Annotated in this window: 19 protein-coding genes; 3 read left to right on the forward strand and 16 right to left on the reverse strand. The window is 61.0% G+C overall.

From position 1 onward, the window contains the following. Positions 1–137: 137 nt before the first annotated feature. From groL to DW645_RS07245, 3 genes are all read right to left on the reverse strand, one after another. On the reverse strand, positions 138–1,775 hold the full coding sequence (gene groL, locus DW645_RS07235) for a chaperonin GroEL (protein WP_006234938.1): 1,638 nt from the start codon (positions 1,773–1,775) through the stop codon (positions 138–140). A 96-nt stretch (positions 1,776–1,871) separates the two neighbouring features. Further along, positions 1,872–2,165: a co-chaperone GroES gene (gene groES, locus DW645_RS07240; protein WP_022094351.1), complete on the reverse strand. Its 294-nt coding sequence runs from the start codon at positions 2,163–2,165 to the stop codon at positions 1,872–1,874. Between the two features lie 423 nt (positions 2,166–2,588). Next, entirely contained in the window at positions 2,589–4,226 is a 1,638-nt protein-coding gene (locus DW645_RS07245) for an amidohydrolase (RefSeq protein ID WP_233540738.1), read from the reverse strand. Between the two features lie 168 nt (positions 4,227–4,394). On the opposite strand from DW645_RS07245, the gene DW645_RS07250 reads away from it, so the two are divergent. Then, positions 4,395–5,858: a M20 family metallopeptidase gene (locus DW645_RS07250; protein WP_118227078.1), complete on the forward strand. Its 1,464-nt coding sequence runs from the start codon at positions 4,395–4,397 to the stop codon at positions 5,856–5,858. Positions 5,859–5,998: 140 nt separating this feature from the next. Here the strand turns inward: DW645_RS07250 and DW645_RS07255 are convergent, their stop codons facing one another. The 11 genes from DW645_RS07255 to DW645_RS07300 form a co-directional block, all read right to left on the reverse strand. Beyond that, positions 5,999–7,309 (reverse strand): zinc-ribbon domain-containing protein, encoded by a 1,311-nt coding sequence (locus DW645_RS07255; RefSeq protein WP_158568700.1) that lies wholly within the window; start codon positions 7,307–7,309, stop codon positions 5,999–6,001. A gap of 150 nt (positions 7,310–7,459) precedes the next feature. Then, on the reverse strand, positions 7,460–8,482 hold the full coding sequence (locus tag DW645_RS07260) for a YitT family protein (protein ID WP_117584120.1): 1,023 nt from the start codon (positions 8,480–8,482) through the stop codon (positions 7,460–7,462). 206 nt (positions 8,483–8,688) lie between these two features. Then, positions 8,689–9,204, reverse strand: coding sequence for an Asp23/Gls24 family envelope stress response protein (locus DW645_RS07265; RefSeq protein WP_055251999.1), 516 nt, complete (start codon positions 9,202–9,204; stop codon positions 8,689–8,691). Positions 9,205–9,248: 44 nt separating this feature from the next. Beyond that, positions 9,249–9,626 carry a DUF2273 domain-containing protein gene (locus DW645_RS07270; protein WP_231500738.1) on the reverse strand — a complete coding sequence of 126 codons (378 nt, stop codon included), beginning with the start codon at positions 9,624–9,626 and terminating at the stop codon, positions 9,249–9,251. Next, complete coding sequence (locus tag DW645_RS10115) at positions 9,619–10,164, reverse strand: alkaline shock response membrane anchor protein AmaP (RefSeq protein WP_233540739.1); 546 nt, start codon at positions 10,162–10,164, stop codon at positions 9,619–9,621. The genes DW645_RS07270 and DW645_RS10115 overlap by 8 nt, the downstream gene beginning before the upstream one ends. A gap of 166 nt (positions 10,165–10,330) precedes the next feature. Beyond that, positions 10,331–11,137 carry a YebC/PmpR family DNA-binding transcriptional regulator gene (locus DW645_RS07275; RefSeq protein ID WP_117584122.1) on the reverse strand — a complete coding sequence of 269 codons (807 nt, stop codon included), beginning with the start codon at positions 11,135–11,137 and terminating at the stop codon, positions 10,331–10,333. A 164-nt stretch (positions 11,138–11,301) separates the two neighbouring features. Then, positions 11,302–13,485, reverse strand: a complete 2,184-nt coding sequence (locus tag DW645_RS07280) for a DUF6020 family protein (protein WP_233540740.1) — start codon at positions 13,483–13,485, stop codon at positions 11,302–11,304. A gap of 76 nt (positions 13,486–13,561) precedes the next feature. Next, positions 13,562–14,383: a prolipoprotein diacylglyceryl transferase gene (gene lgt, locus DW645_RS07285; RefSeq protein WP_118227082.1), complete on the reverse strand. Its 822-nt coding sequence runs from the start codon at positions 14,381–14,383 to the stop codon at positions 13,562–13,564. Positions 14,384–14,491: 108 nt separating this feature from the next. Beyond that, positions 14,492–14,770 (reverse strand): NifU family protein, encoded by a 279-nt coding sequence (locus DW645_RS07290; RefSeq protein WP_035137589.1) that lies wholly within the window; start codon positions 14,768–14,770, stop codon positions 14,492–14,494. 170 nt (positions 14,771–14,940) lie between these two features. Beyond that, entirely contained in the window at positions 14,941–15,465 is a 525-nt protein-coding gene (locus tag DW645_RS07295) for a dCMP deaminase family protein (protein ID WP_117584124.1), read from the reverse strand. Positions 15,466–15,547: 82 nt separating this feature from the next. After that, entirely contained in the window at positions 15,548–16,399 is an 852-nt protein-coding gene (locus tag DW645_RS07300) for a type III pantothenate kinase (RefSeq protein WP_117635703.1), read from the reverse strand. A 192-nt stretch (positions 16,400–16,591) separates the two neighbouring features. Here DW645_RS07300 and DW645_RS07305 point away from each other — a divergent pair, with 192 nt between their 5' ends. Together DW645_RS07305 and DW645_RS07310 are read left to right on the forward strand one after the other, a co-directional pair. Then, the gene (locus DW645_RS07305) at positions 16,592–18,295 is read left to right on the forward strand and encodes an OPT/YSL family transporter (protein ID WP_118227084.1); all 1,704 of its coding nucleotides are present in this window, start codon (positions 16,592–16,594) and stop codon (positions 18,293–18,295) included. A gap of 215 nt (positions 18,296–18,510) precedes the next feature. Then, positions 18,511–19,650: a DUF389 domain-containing protein gene (locus tag DW645_RS07310; protein WP_117756877.1), complete on the forward strand. Its 1,140-nt coding sequence runs from the start codon at positions 18,511–18,513 to the stop codon at positions 19,648–19,650. A gap of 126 nt (positions 19,651–19,776) precedes the next feature. On the opposite strand, the gene DW645_RS07315 is transcribed toward DW645_RS07310, so the two are convergent. Together DW645_RS07315 and DW645_RS07320 are read right to left on the reverse strand one after the other, a co-directional pair. Continuing rightward, positions 19,777–20,226 (reverse strand): hypothetical protein, encoded by a 450-nt coding sequence (locus tag DW645_RS07315; protein WP_118227086.1) that lies wholly within the window; start codon positions 20,224–20,226, stop codon positions 19,777–19,779. A gap of 270 nt (positions 20,227–20,496) precedes the next feature. Further along, a complete protein-coding gene (locus DW645_RS07320) occupies positions 20,497–21,456 on the reverse strand; it encodes a 3-hydroxyacyl-CoA dehydrogenase (protein ID WP_118227088.1) in 960 nt (319 codons plus the stop codon). Positions 21,457–21,671 lie beyond the last annotated feature (215 nt).

Consider the following 21,671-nt stretch of genomic DNA (forward strand, 5'->3'; position numbering starts at 1 on the left):
CTTCGAGGCCGAGCGCAAAATGGATTCTAAAAAACACCTTGCCAAATAGGAGCCTCTTTGCATGTCCGAGGACGTTCCGGAGAGAAGACCCCGTCACGCCCCCGGATTCCCGGTGGGAGTTCTAGACCTTGTCGGCCTTAGTACATACCGCCGCCCTGCTGACCAGCGGTAGCAGCAGCGATAGCGTCCTCAAGCTGAGTGTTTTTGGGCACATCGGAGACGGTAGCCTCGGTGATGAGGATCAGGCTGGCGACAGAAGCAGCGTTCTGCAGGGTGACGCGGCTGACCTTGACGGGGTCGAGGACGCCCATCTCGATCATGTCGCCCCACTCGCCGTTGGCAGAGTTGAGACCCTGGCCGGCGGGCAGCTCGGCAACCTTGTCGACCACGACAGCGCCCTCAAAGCCAGCGTTCTTGGCGATAGTAGCGACCGGAGCGGTCAGAGCCTTCTTGACGATATCGACGCCGATCTTCTCCTCGGGGTCGTCGATCTCGACAGCATCGAGCGCAGGAGCAGCGTCCATGAAGGCGACGCCGCCACCAGCGACAATGCCCTCCTCGACAGCAGCGCGGGTAGCCTGCAGGGCATCCTCGACGCGGTGCTTGATCTCCTTGAGCTCGGACTCGGTAGCAGCGCCGACCTTGATGACGGCAACGCCACCGGAGAGCTTGGCCAGGCGCTCCTGGAGCTTCTCACGGTCGAAGTCAGAGGTGGTGTTCTCCATCTCGCCCTTGATCTGAGCGATGCGGGCGTCGATGGCCTCCTTGGAGCCAGCGCCGCCGACGACGACGGTGTTGTCCTTGGAGATAGTGACGGACTTAGCGGTACCGAGCATATCGGCGGTGATGTCAGCGACCTTCACGCCCAGCTCGTCCAGGGCAGCCTGGCCACCGGTGAGGACGGCGATGTCCTCGAGGATGCGCTTGCGGCGATCGCCGTAGCCCGGGGCCTTGACGGCGCAGACGTTGAGAGCGCCACGAATCTTGTTGAGGACCAGGGTCGGCAGAGCCTCGCCGTCGATGTCCTCAGCGATGATGAGCAGGCCACGGCCGGCGCGCTGGACAGCCTCGAGAACAGGCATGATGTCCTGAACGCTGGAGATCTTCTGGTCGGTGATGAGGATGTACGGATCCTTCATCACGGCCTCCATGCGGTCGTTGTCCGTGACGAAATAAGCGGAGACATAGCCCTTGTCGAACTGCATGCCCTCGACGGTGTCGATGGTGATGTCGAACGTCTGGGAATCCTCGACGGTGATGACGCCGTCCTTGCCCACGACCTCCATGGCCTCGGCGATCTTCTCGCCGACCTCGGGGTCACCAGCGGAGATGGTGCCGACGGAAGCGATCTGCTCCTTGGTCTCGACCGGCTTGGCCTGCTTCTTCATCTCGGCGACGGCGGCGTTGACGGCCTTGTCGATGCCGCGACGGATGGCCAGCGGGTTGGCGCCAGCGGCGACGTTGCGCAGACCGTCGTTGACGATAGCCTGAGCGAGCAGGGTTGCGGTGGTGGTGCCGTCACCCACGGTGTCGTTGGTCTTGGTGGCGACCTCCTTCACCAGCTGAGCGCCCATGTTCTCGATGTTGTCCTCGAGCTCGATCTCCTTAGCGACGGAAACGCCGTCGTTGGTGATGGTCGGGGCACCGAACGTGCGCTGCAGCGCAACGTAGCGGCCCTTGGGGCCCATGGTGACGGTAACGGCGTCGGCCAGAGTGTTGACGCCCTTGGCGAGCTTGGCGCGGGCATCGGTGTTGAACGTAATGTTCTTTGCCATGGTAGGTAATCCTCCAAAAGAAATGTGACTCGCGTCGCCGCTTCCGAGTCCTATGCGACGATCGCGTTCAAAGACGAATCAGAGATTCTGACGAGACTAGGCCTCGACGACAGCGTAGATGTCGTCGGCGCGCATCAGCAGATACTTCTCGCCGTCGACCTTGACCTCGTTGCCACCGAACTTACCGTAGATGACAACGTCACCGACCTTGACGTCCATGGGGATGCGCTCACCCTTGTCGTTGACCTTGCCGGCGCCAACGGCAACGATGGTGCCGCGCTGCGGCTTCTCCTGGGCGTTGCTGGCGATATACAGACCAGAAGCGGTCTTCTGCTCGGCCTCGTCGGGCTTGACCAGAACACGATCTGCAAGCGGCTTCAAAGACGACATGCTTGTCTCCTCCTTTTTGGGCCGCGTGGTTATGCCACGCGAATTAACCCTTTTTGTTTGCGTACGCGTTGAATGGTACCCACGAATGGCGGGTTATACAACACGGAGTCAAAAAATCTTATTTTTTGGCACTTAGATTTTCTGAATGCCGGGGGATAACCTAACGGTGGCTCCCGGGGCGGACCGGAGGGCATGTAGTTTGCTGCTCTACAGTCCTGCGCAAGACGGAAAGCACATTAAGTGCTTTCCTTTGCGTGCGGAACTCGCGACAAACTTCATGCCCTCCGGTCCGCCCAGGGAGCCAGGTTAACTAATTCGGGCCCGGCATTCAGAAAAGTCAGTGCAGCAAAATGGCGATGCAGATGGTGCGAACAAGAAAGGGGCACGTTGCAGAAACGCGCCCCTTATGGGTGGGGTATGGGGCTAGCGCTCGTAGATCAGGTTGCCGGCTAGGTAGGTGGCTTGGACTTTGGTGGCTTGGAGTTCTTGGGGGTCGATGGTGAGTGGGTTTTGGTCCAGGACTACCAGGTCGGCGTATTTGCCGGGTTCTAGGCTGCCGAGGTTTTGCTCGTCGCCCGCTGCATAGGCGCTGCCCAGGGTGTAGTTGCGCAGAGCCGTTGCCGCATCGATACGCTCGCTCGGCAACCAGCCGCCCTCGGGCCAGTGGCTTTTGGGGTCTTGGCGCGTAATAGCCGTGTAGAGCACGTTCATGCTGGTAACAGGCGTGATGGGGCTGTCGGTACCGAAGGCTTGGCGAATGCCGCGCTGCTTATAGGTTGCAAACGGCCACATGATGCGGCTGCGCTCCATGCCCAAATCGCGCTCGGGGCCGCCCGGATCGAGCGTGATGTGGCAGGGCTGGCTCGAGGCGACCACGTTGAGCTTGCGCAGGCGGTCGATGTCCTCGGGCAGGAGGTTCTCCAGATGCTCGAGTGTGTTATGGCCGTGCTGGGGCAGGCCGTACAGGTCGGCGGCCTCCTCGAAGATATCCAGCGCGGCATGAATCGCACCGTCGCCGATGACGTGGATACGCACAGTGTGGCCGCGCTCCGCAGCCGCCAGAACCAGCTTACGCATGCGCTCGGCAGGAACTGTCAGACGGCCCTGGTCGCCCGGGAAGCGCGGGTTGGTATAGGGCTCAGTGAGGTATGCGGTATGCTCGCTCGACACGCCGTCGAAGAACTGTTTAAAGCCTGGCGCCGAGAGCAGCGCGTTGTTCGCGTAGCGGGTCTGGAGTTCTTCCAAGCGCGACTGGTCATCCAGCAGCGTGGGAAACAGATGGGCGCGGATGCCCAGCTTGCCGGAGGCCTGCAGCTTGTCGTAAACATCGTCGCGAATAAAGTCGCAGCCCGGCATGGGCATGAGCGACATATCGCAGATTGAGGTGATGCCTTGCTCGGCCATACGCTTCATCTGGTCGGCGTAAGCGCTCGCGATGCGGTCCTCGCCCAGCCACTCCAGGCAGCGCGGCAGCAGCTGCATAGCAGCCGCCTCGTGGGCGATACCCGTAAGCTCGCCATTTGCATCTTTGTCGTAACTGCCACCCGCCGGAGGCTCGCTGTCGCGCGTAACGCCGAGCGCCTCGAGTGCGCGGCTGTTGAGCCACAGCGTGTGCCCGTCGCCCGAGTACATAACGCAGGGACGATCGGGAAATGCCGCATCGAGGGAGGCCTTGGTAGGGTGCTCGGGCGGATCCCAGCGGTAATCGCGCCAACCCTGGGTCACGACCCAGGCGTCATCTGGCAAGCCTTTGGAAAACTCGAGCGCATGCTGCACCAATGCTGCCTCGGACGCGCCCATATCCATGAGCATGTACGGCGAGGAGCCAACCGAAGTATGGAAGAAATGCAGGTGCGCATCGTGGAAACCGGGGCAGACAAACTGCTCGCCGTAGTCGATAACCGGCGTGGCGGCAGGCGCGGCGGCAATCACGTCATCGGGCGCACCGACTGCGACGATACGGTCGCCTGCGATGGCAATCGCCAGCTCGCGGGCGGTATCGATGCCGTCTTGCGCGGTAAAGACGTTCTTAGAGCGGATAATCCGATCGATATGTTGCATGGGCATCCCCATCTCTGGCAGGAAATTCAACACCCCCGAGTGTACTCCCCCGCCCTTGTAACAAAACCCCAAGCGGCAAACGGCAACTTTACCAGCCCTAGCGGCAGGTGGCATACTGGAGAGAGCCTGTACGATTTTGCGATCAACCCAGCAAGGAGCAAATCGACCATGACGAAGACCAAGGCACAGCAGATTATGGCGGCGACCGAGGCTCGCGCGGCTGACGACGTCACCGCAGCCATCAAAGATATCGCTACCGAGTTTGAACCCTATATCATCAAGCAGCGCCGCCACTTCCATAAGCACCCGGAGCTGAGCCTTGCCGAGGAGCGCACGACTTCTGACATCGCCAACCAGCTCGACGCCATGAATATCCCCTACGAGCGTCCCCTTAAGACGGGCCTTGTGGCAACCCTTCGCGGCACCGCGCCCGACGCCTATCGCGAGGACGGCACGCCACGCCGCCGCATCCTGCTGCGCGCCGACATCGACGCCCTGCCCGTCACCGAGCAGACCGGCGAGGAGTTTGCCAGCGTCAACGAGGGCTGCATGCACGCCTGCGGCCACGACTGCCACATCGCCATGATGCTCGGCACGCTGCAAATCCTGCGCCATATGACCGACGACATCCACGGCGAAGTCCGCATCGTCTTCCAACCCAGCGAGGAAAACGGCCAGGGCGCCAAGCTCATGATCGGCACGGGCGTGCTCGACGGCGTCGATGGCGCCTACGCCGCGCACATCTGGAGTGAGGTCGACGCCGGCACCGTGAGCTGCGAGCCCGGGCCGCGCATGGCCAATACCGACTGGTTCCGCATCGACGTCCGCGGCACCTCGTGCCACGGTGCCATGCCCCAGCGCGGTCACGACGCCGTTATGGTTGCCGCCGAGATCGTCAACGCTCTGCAGACCATCGTTTCGCGCGAGATCAGTCCCTACGAGCCGGCCGTCATTACCGTCGGCGAGCTGCACGGCGGCACCGCGCGCAACGTTATCGCCGGCACGGCCTATCTCGCCGGCACGGTGCGCACCTACGGAGATTCGACCCACGAGGAAATGCCGGAGCTCATGCGCCGCATCGTGGAGCATACCGCGGCCGCCTTGGGCGCCGAGGCAGAGCTCACCGACTACACCATCGCCAATTACAAGGTCGAAAACGATGCCGCCTCGAGCGAGCGCTGCCGCCAGGCAGTAATCAAATGCCTGGGCCCCACCGGCCAAGGCCATTATCGCGGCACACTCTCGGGTGAGGATTTTTCGGAGTACCTGCGCCGCGTACCGGGCGTGCTCGCCTTTGTTGGCACGCGCAACCCCCAGATTGGCGCCACGTACGCCCAACATTCTTGCTTCTACAAGATTGACGAGTCGGTACTGGCCAAGGGCTCCATGGTGGCCGCCCAATATGCCATCGACTTTTTGGCCGAGCCCACACAAGAAGAGCTCGACGGCCCCACGATTGCCGCGGTCGCCGAGACCAATCCCGACCTGGCAGCCAAACTGCGCTCTGCCAAGGCCACGGCCGCCGAGGCCCGCGACGCCATGCACGATGCCCGCACCGCCCGACACGCCGCAATCAAGGGCATCCACGACGCTCGCGCCGCCGCCCGCCGCGAGGAGAAGCACGACGAGTAGTCGATCCACGACCATCTCGCAGTCATAGCCGCATCGCGATATCAAAGCGGGGGCGGACGCTTCGGCACGTCCGCCCCCGCTTATTTGTCAAGCGCTATTTCTACCGTTTCTACCCCGTCCCCAAATGGCAGGTGGCAGGGTTACTCGTCCTGCGGGTCCTCGTCGGAGCTTGGCGCAGGCTCGGGCTCAGGTGCAGGCTCGGACTCCGGTTCCGGCATGGGCGCGGGCTCGGGCTCAGGCACGGGCGCGGGCTCAGGCTCAGGCTCAGGCTCAGGCACGGGCTCGGGCTCGGGCTCGGGCGCAGGCGCCGGCGCCGCAGCGGAATCGGATACGGGCGCTGCGTCGGCGCTAAAACCAGCCGGAGCAGACTTCTTCTCAAACGGCAGCACAAAAGTCAGGACGTCGTCCTTGTCCTCGTCGGCCCACTCGCTTGCGTAGCGCGCAACCCAATAGCCAACGGCACGATGCTTGAGCATCTTGCCAAAGACTGTGAGGAATACCGTGACAAACGCCGTCAGCACCAAGAACAATACGAGCGTGATGCCACCGCCGGTAACAAGCGCCTCAATAGCCGAAGGACGGTAGTAGTAGCTATACATACCGACAGAGGCAATGGTGCCAAAGACGAGCGTCAGGATCCATGTGACAACGTTGGCGACCAGGCCCGTCAAAAACTCGGGAAGGAACGAAGCGCAGAACAGTTTGGTCTTGTTGTGCTTAAAGGCCGCCCAGACCTTATCGAGCGAAAACGCGCTCTCGACACGACCGGTCACCGCAAAGTGCATCACGGCAATGTCGGCGAACATCTTAAAGAAGACCCCCAAGACCGCCGTGGCAATCATAGCCAGGACAAGCAGGCCAAGCGAGCCAAACAGCGCCGCCTCGAGTGCATAAGAGCCGTAATACGAATACGAGCCCGCGGCGCCAATTACCACGCTCTCCACCAGCGAAAGCACTACACCGATAACGGGAATGGCAGCAATAACCTCGAGCACGACCGAGATAACGCTCGAAAAGACTCCGAGGCCAAACGACGTGGAACGCATGAGTGGACGATCCATACCGTCATCAACCTTGAGCGACAGATCGCGACCCCACTCAATACCAAAGCCGGAACCACACACGCTCGCAATGCAAGCTGCCAAAAAGCCGATGGCAGCTGCAATGCCGCCAATAACGGGAATAAACAGCACGAGTACCGACACAACACAAATCAGCGCCGGTAAAAAGGCAATCTGGCACACGCGCTGCAGCACGCCCGGAGTCTTGGTCATATCCTCAAACGCCTGAGCCACACAGCCCTTGGACGCATTCGCCACGGGCGGTTGCGGAACAAACTGCTGGGGCTGACCCTGAGGGGCAGAGGCTGCGGCACCGGCATTGGGGGCACCACACGCGCCGCAGAACTTGTCGTTATCGCCCATGGGGGCACCACACTGCGAACAGAACATCGAGATCATCCCTTCGTATCTTGAGCGAATCATCTGGATCGCAAACGATGTCTTTGGCATCATTATCACCCAATGTGGGGACAAATACTCCAACATGACGCATTTGCAATGCGCAGGGCGCTATTCGATTGTTTGATGAGCTCGACCGCGTTAGTTCGTTCCGCGGAAACCCTTGCCGACGATCTCGGAGCTGTCGACGATCGTGATAAAGGCACCCGGATCGACTTCGCGCGCATAGCGGCGCAGTTGCACGGCCTCGCGACGGCTTAGCACGCTCATGATCACCGTCACGCACTTGCCCGAGAAAGCACCGTAGCCGCGGCTGATAGTCGCCGTACGGTTGAGATGCTTGACGATAAACTCCTCGACCTTAAGGGGCTCGGAGCAAATGACCGTGCAGACTTTACGCAGGTGAATGCTCTCGATGGCTTTGTCGACCACAAGCGTCTTGGCAAACAGGCCGAGCACGCAATACAGACCGACGCGCGGGCCGTACAAGAAGGCCGCGATGGTCACGATGCCGATATCGACCAGCAGCAGCGCACGGCCGATCTCAAGCGTCGTGCGGCGTTTGAGAATCATGGCGAGGATGTCCGTGCCGCCCGTCGAGGCACCAATATCAAAGACGATGGCGCTGCCGAGCGCCGGCAGAATCACGGCAAAGCACAGGTCGAGCCACATATCGCCCGTCATCGAGACATCGGTCGGAATAAAGAGCTCAAACAGCGAAACATAGGCGGACAGCGCAAACGAGGCAAAGACACTCCACAGGATTGCCTTGCGCTCCAAAAAGATAAAGCCCAGAACGACCAGGACCGCATTGATAATCCACATAAAGACGCCGACGGGCAGGGTCGGGAACAGCGTGGACAGAATGACCGACACGCCCGAGGTGCCGCCAAAAGCAAAGTGATTAGGGGTTTTAAACGCAACGATGGCAAAGGCCGTGAGGATCAGGCCCAAATTGAGCTCGGCAAAAAAGCGCGGAAAGCCCGGCTCCTGGCTGCGCTTGCGACCAGCGCGCTCGCCCCGCTCGATAACATCGCGATCGACCACGCGCTCCATCGGCACTACGGGAGGACGATGCACCTCCTCGGCAGCACGCGACGCCGCCTCTGCCGCAGCGGCCTCAATTGCCCATGCCTTGCTTTCTGTTTCGTGCTCGTCGGCCATTACGGCAACCCCTCGTTAACAATTTGGAAACAATGTGCCCATTAGAGTAACGCGGAACGTGGGGATTGCAACCCTTAGTTAGACGAGCGGTATGACTATATCGGGAGCGTACAAAAACGGCCGGCCACACTTTTGCTTGCGCGGTCGGCCGTTTAATGTTTTCGCAGATAAAACCTGCCAAAACAAACCTGTCCCTTTTTGGAAGGTTATTCGTGCTGGCTGGTGCGGTGCTCGTACTCCTCGGGGGTGATGACATCCTCGATGCGCAGGTTGACGCCCGCCACCTCAAGGCCGGTCATCGCGGCAAGGCGCTCGGTGACACGTGCCTTAACATCGTCGAAGATCGCGGGCGCATAGGCGCCGTACTCGATGATGACGGAGATGTTGACGACCACGCGATTATCGTCGGTGACCTCGACCGTCACGCCCTTGGTCAGATTCTCGGCACCAAACTGCTCCTGCACAAAGTGCATGAGGTTACCCTTCATGCCCAGAACGTGCGGAACCTCGCGGGTGGCCATGGCAACGATCTTCTCGATCACGCCGTTGGAATAGGTCAGCGAATCCTCGGACTCATCCGCTTCCTCGTCGTCCTCATCCGTATCGGACTCGGCCTCGACGAGAGCCTCATCCTCGAGCGTCACATCCTCTGCTTCGGCGACGACCGCCTCGTTCTCCTCGAGCTCGGTATCGGCTACATCGACCTTCGTATTAAAAGCCATGGTTCCTCCTTATGCCTGCCGCGGATGCGACAGTCGAATACATATTAGCGGCCGCTAAACAGACGGCCGAAGAAGTTGACGATCCCGTTCTCGCCGTCGCGAATTTGGCCGATCACAGCGCCGATCAGCACGAAGAATGCAATGACGAGCGTGTCCCACAGGCCCAACGTGAGCACCAACACGGCGAGGATAAAGCCAGCGACGGCACCGAGCGTGGTGTTGGGATGACGCACAGCATAGCTCCAGATGGCAGCGCCCGTACCCTTGATGAGACCCATAGCCTCGTCAAAATCCGCGGCTGCCGCGTCTTGTAACTCGGTTGCCTCTGCTTTGGAATCAACAGGTTCGCTCGCCGACGTGGCGCTCTGGTCAATCGTCAGGCGCGGCGTACGAGCGGTCTTATCTTGATTGGTATCACTCACCGGAAACCTCCACGGTCTGGACGGTAGTCTTGGACGGCAAAAAACGGACACGCGCGGTCGTACCCGGCGTGCCGAGCATGGTGTCGCAGGCCTTCTCGATGCGCTGCTGCATCGAGGTGGCAAGAGCGGCAACGTCCTTATCATCGAGCGCGATGGCCTCGACCTTAAAACGGACGTGCGAATCGTCGGGGCCTTGGACGCGGGCCTCGATATGCTCAACCATCACGCGGTCGTCGCGCTCGGCAGCAGCCCTGGCGCACGAAGAAAGCGCCGCAAGGGTAACCTCGATATTGCACTCCCCCGCCGGATGCACGCAGGACGGCTCGCGACGGGCGAACATCAGGCGGAAAAAGCTCAGCAGTACGCCAAGCGCCACGACGCCGGCGCACACCGTCACGACGATGCGCGGCATGGGGTCGCGCATCAGCAGCATAAAGCGATACGTATACGGCCCCCAAAACTGGCAGACAAGCGTACCCAGCGCCACGATGGTGGCGGCAAGATACACGATCGCTAGGGCTCGTTTGAGTACGCGCACGCGGCGCTCCCTTCAAATCTCGGCTCTCGAAATGCAAAACGGTTCGCATCATTATAAAAGAGCCGGGTCCGGTGCTCTACGCACGCGGATCCGGCTCATCTATTCCACGAGGCTTGCATGCTCGCTTCATTATGCCCAGATATGCACGGCTCAATCCGTGCTGGCGCTACTCCTCCTCGAGGGCAGCGATGACCTCGTCGGTCATGTCCATGGTGCTGTAGACGTCCTGGACGTCGTCGAGCTCCTCAAGACGGTCGATGAGGCGCTGGACCTTCTTGGCGTCGGCGCCGGAAACCTCGGTCGGGGTGGTCGGGACCATGGTGGTCTCGGAGCCCTTGACCTGGACACCCTGCTCCTCGAGCGCCTTGGAGACAGCCATGACCTCGTTGGCAGCAGTCCAGACGATCCACTCCTCGCCGGCATCCTCGTAGTCCTCGCCACCGGCCTCGGCGATAGCCATCATGAACTCATCCTCGTCACCGGCAGCACCGTTGGCGATCATGGTCTCCTTCTTGGCGTTCTCATCCAGGATCTCCTTGGCGACGACGATCTGGCCCTTGCGCTCAAACTGGAAGGCGACGGAGCCGGAGGTGCCCAGGTTGCCACCAGCGTGGGAGAAGGCGGAACGGACATCAGCGGCGGTACGGTTGCGGTTGTCGGTCAGGCAGTCGACGTAGACGGCGACACCGGCGGGACCGTAGCCCTCGTACACGATGTTCTCGTAGACGGCGGCGTCAGCACCCGAACCAAAAGCCTTGTCGATAGCGGACTTGATCTTGTCCTTAGGCATGGACTGAGCCTTGGCCTTGGCAACGGCAGCGGCGAGGCTGGCGTTGTTCTCGGGCAGCGGGTCACCGCCGAGACGGGCAGCAACAGTGATGTTGCGGCTGAGCTTGGAGAAGAGGGCGGAACGCTTGGCGTCCTGCGCGCCCTTACGATGCTTGGTTGTGGCCCACTTAGAGTGTCCGGACATACGTGTCTCCTATCGGTTTCGACCTAAAGCCCAGCGCAGATGCTCGGGCAATATAAACAAACGTCGTTATGATATACCTACTAGCCTGCGAGATAAACCCCAAAATGAAGGCGTCGTGATGATGTCCCCTTTGGTGCAAAGAAACCTGACCCCAATGCACCAAGTTAGGACCAGAGGAAGTCGCTGCGGGTGACGGTGGCGCCGATGGCGAAGGGCATGCAGGCGATGACCGGATACAGGTAGCGCATGTAGGTCGAGCCGTTGCACGGACCAATCAGGCACACGGCGAGCACGCCCAACAGCGGCACCCAGATCGCCAGCGCACGCCATGAATGACGACGCAGCAGGTAGACCACCACGGCAATCATGATCCACACATAGGTGGCCGAGCTCATGGTGAGCGAAATAAACGGGATGCGTTGTACTGCCACGCGATACAGGTTAATCAGGTGGTCGCACCAGCGCACAACCTTGCTATCGACCGGATGGAAGTCGAAGTACTTGAGATTATCGGGGCGCGCCATAATCTCGGCACTGCGCGCCGTGCTGTAGACCCACGCATCGCGGGCACTCGGATAAAAGTAGCCGTAATAGTTATTGATGAGCGCCGAGATATAGCACTCGGGATCCTTTTTGAACATCTGGGCCCATACCTCAAAATAGGCCTTGATGTCCTCCTGCGAGGCGTACTCGTTAAAGCAATTTTTGACGGCATCCGACTTATCCGGGTTGTAGCGGCGGCCCAGATTCTCGTACTTGAGCACACGGTCGATCACGGCACGCTCTTCGTCGGTCACCAAGCCGTCGCAAGGAGCCTCCACGATGGTGCCGTCCTCCTTAACCGTAGGGTTGACGCCCGAGTTGAGGCCGTCGTGCTTTTGGACGAAACGAGCCGTCTGCTGGAACGGAATCGAGAGGATTTCGCGCTTGGAGCCGGGCGTAATGTCGTGCGCCGGCATAAAGACCTTGGTGAAGTACATATTAGAGGCAAGGCAGAGCGCGAGCACCGCGAGAACGCCAACCCAGCGGAAACGCGGGATGGCGCCCGAAGGCGCAGCACCAGTCTGCTTGGCTGCACGACGAGCCACATGCACGTCCCATACGCAAAACGCCGCCGCAATCACGCAGGCCGCCAACGGAAAGACCAGACCGCCATTGCGCAAAAACGTGGAACCCATGGCAGCCAGCGCAAGCAACAGCCAGTCGTGGCGCGCAAAGAGCACGGGCCTCTGTTCGCCCGCACGCTCGGCATTGGCATCACGACGGGGCAAGCCACATGCCACGAGCTTGACGGTCTGTACCAGCAGCACCAAAAACGCGTCGGCAAAGAGCACGTCTTTGGTGAGCAACGCCGCGTAGTTAGAGAACATCGGCATAAACGCAAAGAACAGCAGGATCGCACCGCGAACCGGCAGGCTCACGCCCAGTTTGCGCAGCGACGAAATGGAATAGGCCATGCAGGCAGCCGTGATGACAAATTGAGCGCAGGTATAGATGATGAGGCCCGCGTTAGCGCTGTTGAACAGCGAAAGCCCCAGCTGAACGCACGAGCCGATAATGGCCGTGTGCACTACGGGATGATGCCCGTTGAGCAGCACGTTGGGGTTGAGTAGGCGCAGGTAGTCGCTCGTGCCATTGGGATAGTTGAACCACTGGCGAATCTGCGCACCCGTATCTCCCATAAAAAGGCCGGGCAGCGAAGCGATGAGCGTGGGCGCCCAGGCGATCATAAGCACCAGGAAGGGCCCGGCAAAGGGATGGACCGAGAGCACGGCGTGAGCCACACGCCATACGCGGCCAAAGTGCGCTTCGGAAAACGGAATGCGCCGAGAGCTCAGCCAATCCAGGCACTCAAAAGCCAGATAGAAGGCCACGATCGCTAGGAGCATCCAGCCCGCGCCGCCAATCCAGGCGCAGATGATGCGGGCCTTGTCGCCAAGAACAATCTCGGCCGAGTCGATAAGGTCGTAGCTGCGGCCGAACACCATGCAGATGGCGAAAAACAGCGACGGCAGAATAATCGATGGGCGCCAGGTGTCGCCACGGCCAAAGAACACGTAGCGAAACGGCAGCGTGAGCAGGCAGGCAAGCGCAAGCAGCATGACCGCGTCGGTATGGCCGGCAAACGAGAGGAGCACCTCGTAGCACACGTACAGCATGCCCGAGGCTTTGGGGTCAATCGCCAAGACTGCGTTGCTCGACACCGGGGCGGGATCGATGGAAAACGCCGTGGTCGCCAACAGCGCGAGCAGAAATGCGATGAGCGTCTGCTTGGCGGGGTAGCGCTTAAACCAGACGATGCGGGCAGCGTCGCGCGCAGCCGTTGTGGAGAGATCGGAATCCTTCACAGTCCGAAAGCCTTTCTAGAAACCTATCAAACTCAGCAAAACCACCACAAAGGTGCCTGTGTCCCCTTTGTGGTGGTTAGGCGTCGAGGTAGATGCGCTGGGGACGGTTGCGGTGTCGCGCGAAGATGATGAGCGCCAGGCCGGCGATCACGAGCGGAAGACTCAGCAGCTGCCCCATCGTGATGACGCCGCCCAGCAGATAGCCAAGCTGGGCGTCGGGCACGCGCACGAACTCGACGAGGAAGCGGACGATGCCGTATCCCATCACGAACACGCCCATAAACGTACCCTGAGGCAGCAGCGGCTTTTTGCGGCTGAGCACCTGCAGAATGCAAAAGAGCACGATGCCCTCAAGAAATGCCTCGTAGAGCTGGGAGGGGTGACGCGGCATATCGCCCGCAGTCCCGCCAAAGACCACACCCCAGGGCAGATCGGTCGGCTTGCCCCACAGCTCACCGTTGACAAAGTTGGCACAACGGCCCAGGCACAAGGCCAGCGGCGCGCCGATGACGGCAAGGTCTGCCAAAGTCCATGCGTCGAGCTTATACATGCGGCACACGATGATGCCGCCGATAATACCGCCCACCAAACCGCCATGGAAGCTCATGCCGCCCTCGTTGGTGGCAAAGATCTCGAGCGGGTGCGCCCAGTAGTAGCCATCACCGTAAAAGACGACGTAGAACAGGCGCGCACCGATAATGAGGCCAAAGACCACGCCGACCACGACACTCGTCAGGTCGTCAATCGTGATGTTAAAGCCCCAACGACGCTGCGTGCGGTACATAACGACCGCCGTGAGCAGGGCGCCGACCACGTAGGCCAGGCCGTACCAGTAGATCGTGATGGGGCCCGCCGAGATCGCGACGGGATCAAGCATATGGTAGAGGTCGTTGAGCATATCGATCCCCTGCTCCCTACATACAAATGCGGCCGCGGGCCTTACGCTCGCAGCCGCATATTTGGACGTAACGTCTATGCGGAGCGTACCGTCCGCAGCTTTCGCGTCTTAGAACGGCGCGTACTCGTCGTACAGGTCCTCGGCCTCGCCGGAAGCATTGACCTGCTCAACGCGGGTAACGCCGGGCACATGCTCCTTCAGGATGCGCTCGATACCCATGGAAAGGGTTAGCGAGCTCATGGGGCAGCCGGCGCAGGCGCCCTGCAGCTCCAGCTTGACAACACCCTCGTCGTCGACGCCCACATACTCCATATCGCCGCCATCGGCCTGCAGGTTGGGGCGAATCTCTTCAAGAACCTTCTTAAGCAGCTCTTCGTTAACAGCCACAGGGGCTCCTTTCTCACAATAACGCGGGCACGCCCGCGGACAGGGGCTATGTTACTACAGCCATGTACCCGCTTAGGCGCCAGCCATGCGTGCGGACACGACTTTCACGAGCAGTCAATTTGGGACGGGGCTCTTTTGGCTGTTTTGCCGCCAGCTGGCGTTGGCACGCGCTACTGCCGAGCCTGTCCCCCGGTACCAATCTGGACATCGACGATGACCTGGCGGTAGCTGATGCCGCAGGAGTCGAGAATGCGGCGGCTGATACGGCCGTCATCGGTGTCGGCGTACTTGTTGTCCAGGTAGACAACCTCGCCCACGCCCACCTGCGCCAGGATCTTGGCGCAGTCGTGGCACGGGAACAGCGTGACGTAAACCGTGGAACCCTCGAGGTCCTTGAGCGAGCCACGGTAGTTGAGCACGGCGTTGGCCTCGGCATGGACCACGTAGTTGTGCTTGTCCTGCAGCGGGTCATCGCTCGTACCCCACGGGAAAAAGTCGTCGTTGAGCGCCGAGGGCGTGCCGTTGTAACCCACCGAAAGGATGCGGTGGTTGGTGCTGGCGATGCACGCTCCCACCTGCGTGTTGGGGTCCTTGCTGCGGCGCTGCGCGGCGATGGCCACGCTCATAAAGAACTCGTCCCAGCTAATAACGTCGCGGCGCTTGCCCGACGCGGTTTGATGAAGATCGTCCGACATGGCAGACACCTCCGCAATCGCAATAGTTTGGCCCATTGTAGCAGGTGAAAGGTAGGGGCGCTTATCCCACCAGCCCCTCGCCCTACGCGCGGCGGGGCTTTTGGTTGATGCGGTAGAGCTCGGCGAGACCCCGCAACGTCAGCGCGTCGTCTACCGTCAGGCTATGGCCGACCAGCGCCGCAAGTGCCTCGGCATCGTCGCCGGTAATGACGATGGGCACATCGCCCTCCCCCGCGGCCTTGGTCGCGCGCATCTCGGCAAGCACCATGTCGAGCATTCCGTCGATGCGGGCTACCTCGCCCAAAACCACACCCGAGCGCATGGCCTCACGCGTGTTGCGTCCGATGACGTGCGTTGGCGCCGAGGGCTCAACCTGGGGTAGGCGCGCTGCTGCCGCCGAAAGCGAACGGGCGCCGAGGGCCAGGCCTGGCGCGATAACGCCGCCCACAAAGGTACCGTGCACGTCGATGACCTCGATATTGGTCGTCGTGCCCAGGTCAATCACGATGCACGGCGAGCCGTAGACGGCGCGGGCCGCCACGGCATCGGCGATGCGGTCGGGGCCGATCTCGGCCGGATCGTCGTAGTGCACGGGTATGCCGGTCTTAAGTCCCGGCCCCACGGTGAGCACGCGCCCCGTGCAGGTGCGGGAAAGTGCCGCCTTCCACGGGCGCTCGAGCGCCGGGACTACACAGCTCAGCACGGCCGCGGCGGGTGCAAGCACCCCGGGCACACCTGCATCGGCGGCGAGCGCGCCCATGACCTGCACAAGTCGCATGCGCGCTTCGTCGGCCGTAATGCTCGACGGCGTCGTGATCTCGCATGTCGCAAGCGGACATTCCTGCGCCGCGGCCGAATCCTCTGCAAACAGGCCAAAGCGAATGAACGTGTTGCCCACGTCGACCGTCAATATATATGCGCACCCATTAAGCATCGTCGGCGCTCCTTTCGTCTGCCCAGCAGTATATCGCCTACCTAAACCAGTCATCCCAAAATGACTAGCTTGCGGCTATACTGGTGCGCGGTCGTTTGCGAGCTCACGCGGCGGCCCTTGGTAACCCGACTTCCCGCGCCGTATCCGTAACGGCGCTCCCGGGGGAAGCGGATATACGCAAAGGAGTTTTATATGAGCAATCCCTCGAACCGCGCTTCGATGCGCGGGCAACTCACGCTGCGCGGCGTCGTCATCGGCGTCCTTGGCTGCGTGATCATCACGGCAAGCTCGGCCTACACGGCCCTCAAGATGGGTGCACTCCCCTGGCCGATTATTTTCGCTGCCGTCATCTCGCTGTTCTTCCTGAAGCTCATGGGCAACGCCAGCCTCAACGAGGCCAACGTCACCCACACCATCATGTCCGCGGGCGCCATGGTCGCCGGCGGCCTGGCGTTTACCATCCCGGGCGCCTGGATGCTGGGCTATGCCGACCAGATCAGCTGGCTCGACATGTTTATCGTGGCACTCGCCGGCACCATCTTGGGCCTGCTGGCAACGGCGCTCATCCACCGCCACTTTATCGTGGACGCCGCGCTGGAGTTTCCCACCGGCAATGCCGCAGCTCAGACCCTGCGCGCCACCGAGGCCGGCGGCAAGACCGGCAAGCAGCTCTTTGGCTCCATGGCCATCGCAGGCATCTACAGCGTGCTTCGCGACGCTCTGGGCGTGGTGCCCAGCATGCTGTGCACGCTCAATATCCCCGGCGTGACCTTTGCCATCTATAACTCGCCCATGCTGCTCTCCATCGGCTTTTTGGTGGGCTTCGCCCCGGTTGCCTTCTGGTTTGCCGGCGCGCTGCTAGGTAACTTTGGCATCATCGTGGGCGGCACCGCTGCCGGTCTATTCGACGTTGTGACTGCGCAGGGCATCGTCAAATCACTCGGCATGGGCCTCATGATGGGCTTTGGCGTCGCCGTCGTCCTCAAGGACATCCTGCCGCAGGTCGCCGGCATCGCCCGCGGCCTCGCCGCCGACAGCTCCAGCGACACCGACGAGCAGTCGCTCATCTCGGGCTCGCTTAAGCTCGACGCCGGCATCATCGGCCTGGGTACTGCCGCCATCGCCGTGATCGTCGCCATCGCGCTCGACCTTGGCCCCGTCCCGGCCGTCATCGTCACGCTGTTCACCTTTGTCACCACCATCATGAGCGCGCAGAGCTGCGGCCAGACGGGCATCGACCCCATGGAGATCTTCGGCCTCATCGTCATGCTCATCGTGGCTGCCTTCGCACAGATCGCCCAGGTCAAGCTGTTCTTTATCGCCGGCATCGTGGCCGTGGCATGCGGCCTTGCGGGCGACGTCATGAACGACTTTAAGGCCGGCGCCGTGCTGGGCACCAATCCGCGTGCGCAGTGGATCGGCCAGGCCATCGGCGGCATTGTGGGCGCCCTGGTCGCCGCTGCCGTCATGGTCGCGCTCGTCACCGCCTATGGTCCGGACGCCTTCGGCCCCGACAAGAGCTTTGTGGCCGCGCAGGCAAGCGTGGTCGCCACCATGGTCTCGGGCATCCCGAGCGTGCCGTGGTTCGCAGGCGGCTTTATCGCCGGCATCGTCATGTACTGGCTCGGCATTCCGGCCATGATGATCGGCCTAGGCGTGTACCTGCCGTTCTACATGTCGCTCACGGCCTTCTTGGGCTCCTGCGTCAAGCTCGCCTACGACAAGTGGGCCGCACGCCGCGACGCCGCTGCCGGTCTTTCGGACGAGGAGAAGGCCTCCAAGGATGCCGCCTTCCAGGAGCAGGGCCTGGTCGTCGCCAGCGGCCTGCTCGGCGGCGAGTCCATCGTCGGCGTTATCCTGGCGTTTGTCTCTGTTGGTCTGAGCCTGCTAGGGTAGGCTGAACAACAACGCACCAGCGCAGAGCGCGGGGTCGGAATCAAACCGGCCCCGCGCTTTTTTGTCTATTTGACTCTTATGATCCTCACGGCGTTTTAGCCATGTCGATTGGCCTGACTTCCAGGTCAACAAACCTTGTCTGACACCTCGCCTAACGCGGTGTAGAGTAAAGACGACAGACGCAAGAAGCGGCTCAGAAGCTAAACGAGGTAAGCATGGAACTCGACAAACAACAGATCAAGCGGCTGCGCGAGCGTCATCATCGTCGTCACGGTATACGCCCTGCACACAGCGAGGCCATGGAGAATGCCACCCGTTTCCTTAAGCAGGCGTTCAACATACGCGAGGGACGCGCGCCCTATCACGTGATTCGCAAGCGCTTTGTAAACGGGGCGCGCCTGACTGGCTCACACTTATGCATCCTGATCATTGCCATGTTGATCGCGAGCATCGGCCTCGATATCGACTCGGACATTGCCATCGTGGGCGCCATGCTCATCTGTCCGCTCATGGGCTCGGTCCTTGCCATGGCATACGGCATCGCCACGCTCGACCGCGAGATTGCCGTCGAGGCAATTGCCGGCCTCGCGCTGCAGATGGTCTTTTGTCTAATCACGTCCACGCTGTACTTTAAGCTCTCGCCCCTTGGCACCACCACGGCCGCCATCATCGACAACTCGACACCGACTGTGTGGGACCTTGCCGTCGCGCTCGCGGGCGGCTTTGCGGGCGGACTGGGCAACTCGCGCGACCAGGAACCCGCCACGCTCATCGCCGGCGTGGCCGTGGCGACCGCGCTCATGCCGCCCCTGTGCGCGGCGGGCTATGGCATCGCCATCGCGAGCGGGTCGCTGTTTCTCTCGGCCCTCTACGAGTTTGGCATCAACGTCGTCTTTATCGCGCTGGCGGCCGAAGCCGTACTACTTCTTTTGCGCGTGCCGCTCAAGCGCGACCTCAACGGCGACGGCATTGTGACCGCCGAGGAAAATGCCGAGGTCGATGAGCTGTCACACAAGGTGCGCCGCCGCATCATCGTGGGTACGGTGATCTTTGCCATCCCCTGCATCGTCATGACCGCGGGGTCCATTGGCTCGGCACAGGCCGGCGTGCAGGACGGCTACGGCGTCACCGAAACCACGCGCGAGCTTGCCGCGGTGCTGCCGGGCTTTAAGGATTACACCGTTGCCGTCGAGACCTCGGCCACCGAAGGCGAGGAGGAGGGCCTTGTCGAGCGCGAGGTTGTCGCCCACGTGACGACAAGCGAGGCGCTTGGGGCACACGACCGCCGTGTAGCCCGCAAGCTCATCGACCTCAATGTGCCCGAGCTCGATCGCGTGGAGTTTGATGTGCAGTAATACGCGACGTGGGATGGATGCGCGCAGCCGCGAGTCACGACATGGCGCAGACGTGACGCGGGCCACGAGCAAATAGCGGGGCGCGGTCCATGGCCGCGCCCCCGCTCGCTGATTTATTGCCGTGAATCATCTGTCCGCATCGACATCGCCAGACTCCACTGTAAACGCCGGACCGGTACTCACCAGATAAAAACGGGTCACCCTGGTATCTCTAAATAGGTAGAGCAAGCCCTGATCGCGTCGGCGCGAAATATACGCCACGTGGACCGTACCGAATTCTTCGCCGTTTTCCTTCTTTAATATCAGGATGTTGGGGTCATCCGTACGCTTAAACTGCCCGTCTGTGCAGATTCCGTCTTGGTCGACCAGCTGCCATCGACAGTTGTCCTCCTCAAGAAAAGCCAGGGTTTCCCGACTCGTTTTGTCATCCCGATAGTAACCGTCAATGGCAAAGCCTTCGGAAACGCATTCCTGCATATAGGATGTTTCTCGATTTATAGCAAACTGCCCTGCAGCGCCCAGGAGCACAGCCAGGCAGACCACTGCGAGGGCTATCGAGATAGTACGGCGGTTCATGTCAACCAGCCCGATACTTGTTTAACGGAGTGCAAAACATACTTGGTACCTCCGGTATCATGACGAACGTCACCTACGGCCTGCCGGCAATCATATGTTTACAACATCAAACCATATGGCAACCACTCGCGAGAGGAGTATCGGCGAACGGTGCATTTTTGCGTTCTATTGGCCAAACGTCAACGCGCGCTACGGCTCTTGCTCGACCTATTCAGATCTTGTCGCATACTACCGTAGATCCCCAACGCTTCCGCCCCCAAGAGATCATTTTTAGTACGTAAAGAAGCCCTCGCCCGAGCTTTCGCCCAGCTTACCTTCGTCGAGCATCTTCTTGAGGACGGACGCCATAGCCTTAAAGTTGTAGGGCATCATCATCTTCTTGAGCAGCGGGCTCACCAGGCCCGGCACCTTCTGATACTGCATGACGATGTTGTAGGCCGTCTGGATACCCACCGTGTCGAATACGCGGAACGGGCCCTTGGGAGCGCCGGTGCCACGCGTCCACGCGAGGTCAATGCTCTTGGGGTCGCTCACGCCCGAGACGTACAGGTCAAGACCCGAAAGCAACCACGGTACCAGCATGGAGTTGAGCAGGTAGCCGTTCTTTTCCTTGTTGACGGGCAGGGCAAGCATGCGGATGTCGTTGGCGAAGTCGACGAGCTCGTCGAAGTAGCGCTTGTCGGTTTGGTCCTGTGCCATGACCTCGGTCATGTTGTTCTTCCAGATAGAGTTGGCAAAGTGCAGCGACAGGTACTTCTCGGGACGGCCGGTGTACTTGGCAAAGGTGCTCGGCAGCAGCGTGGATGAGTTGGTCACGATGACGGTCTTTTGCGGCAGAACCGGGGCGAGCTTCTTGTAGAAGTCGATCTTTGCCTGGGTGTCCTCGGCCATAGACTCGATGACCAGGTCGGCGTCGGCCACGGCCTTGGCAAGATCGAGCTCCAGCTTGAGTGTGGAGTAGGCACGCTCGACGGCGGCGAGCGCCGCTTCCTTGTCGAAGGGCTGGGTGCCATCGGCGATACCGGCGCACCACTCGCCCGTACCGTCCGCCATGCCCTCGATTGCCGCGATGTACTCCTTGCGCACGCGATCGATCTTGGGCTGGGTGCGGCCGATGCTGCCCTCGTTGCGCAGCCAAATCGTTACATCAAAGCCGCAGTAGGCAGCCTGAAAGGCAATCTGGCTTCCCAACACGCCGCCGCCGGCAACACAAACGGTCTTGTAGCTCATGGGACGGTCCTCTCTTACGTAATTCCATAGATGTGTATTTATTCAACCGTAAGGATGACGCGCGTTGGGGGTGGGTTCTATAAACGGGCGGTATTTCGCGGCAAACGGCTACATATGTTCATTATCTCAGGGTTCCGAGGGCAGTTTTTGGTGCCACCGAGACGTCATTTTCGGAAGTATGCGGCAAATTCCGGAACTCTTGAGCACATCCTGGT

Origin of the sequence: Collinsella sp. AM23-17, from assembly GCF_003470945.1 — a bacterium.
GTDB lineage: Bacteria > Actinomycetota > Coriobacteriia > Coriobacteriales > Coriobacteriaceae > Collinsella > Collinsella aerofaciens_O.

What these genes read in the sequence shown, in the direction of transcription:
- groL (WP_006234938.1), bottom strand. Translation starts at nt 1,775, where the DNA reads ATGGCAAAGAACATTACGTTCAACACCGATGCCCGCGCCAAGCTCGCC.
- groES (WP_022094351.1), bottom strand. Translation starts at nt 2,165, where the DNA reads ATGTCGTCTTTGAAGCCGCTTGCAGATCGTGTTCTGGTCAAGCCCGAC.
- DW645_RS07245 (WP_233540738.1), bottom strand. Translation starts at nt 4,226, where the DNA reads ATGCAACATATCGATCGGATTATCCGCTCTAAGAACGTCTTTACCGCG.
- DW645_RS07250 (WP_118227078.1), top strand. Translation starts at nt 4,395, where the DNA reads ATGACGAAGACCAAGGCACAGCAGATTATGGCGGCGACCGAGGCTCGC.
- DW645_RS07255 (WP_158568700.1), bottom strand. Translation starts at nt 7,309, where the DNA reads ATGTTCTGTTCGCAGTGTGGTGCCCCCATGGGCGATAACGACAAGTTC.
- DW645_RS07260 (WP_117584120.1), bottom strand. Translation starts at nt 8,482, where the DNA reads ATGGCCGACGAGCACGAAACAGAAAGCAAGGCATGGGCAATTGAGGCC.
- DW645_RS07265 (WP_055251999.1), bottom strand. Translation starts at nt 9,204, where the DNA reads ATGGCTTTTAATACGAAGGTCGATGTAGCCGATACCGAGCTCGAGGAG.
- DW645_RS07275 (WP_117584122.1), bottom strand. Translation starts at nt 11,137, where the DNA reads ATGTCCGGACACTCTAAGTGGGCCACAACCAAGCATCGTAAGGGCGCG.
- lgt (WP_118227082.1), bottom strand. Translation starts at nt 14,383, where the DNA reads ATGCTCAACGACCTCTACCATATGCTTGATCCCGTCGCGATCTCGGCG.
- DW645_RS07295 (WP_117584124.1), bottom strand. Translation starts at nt 15,465, where the DNA reads ATGTCGGACGATCTTCATCAAACCGCGTCGGGCAAGCGCCGCGACGTT.
- DW645_RS07300 (WP_117635703.1), bottom strand. Translation starts at nt 16,399, where the DNA reads ATGCTTAATGGGTGCGCATATATATTGACGGTCGACGTGGGCAACACG.
- DW645_RS07305 (WP_118227084.1), top strand. Translation starts at nt 16,592, where the DNA reads ATGAGCAATCCCTCGAACCGCGCTTCGATGCGCGGGCAACTCACGCTG.
- DW645_RS07310 (WP_117756877.1), top strand. Translation starts at nt 18,511, where the DNA reads ATGGAACTCGACAAACAACAGATCAAGCGGCTGCGCGAGCGTCATCAT.
- DW645_RS07315 (WP_118227086.1), bottom strand. Translation starts at nt 20,226, where the DNA reads ATGAACCGCCGTACTATCTCGATAGCCCTCGCAGTGGTCTGCCTGGCT.
- DW645_RS07320 (WP_118227088.1), bottom strand. Translation starts at nt 21,456, where the DNA reads ATGAGCTACAAGACCGTTTGTGTTGCCGGCGGCGGCGTGTTGGGAAGC.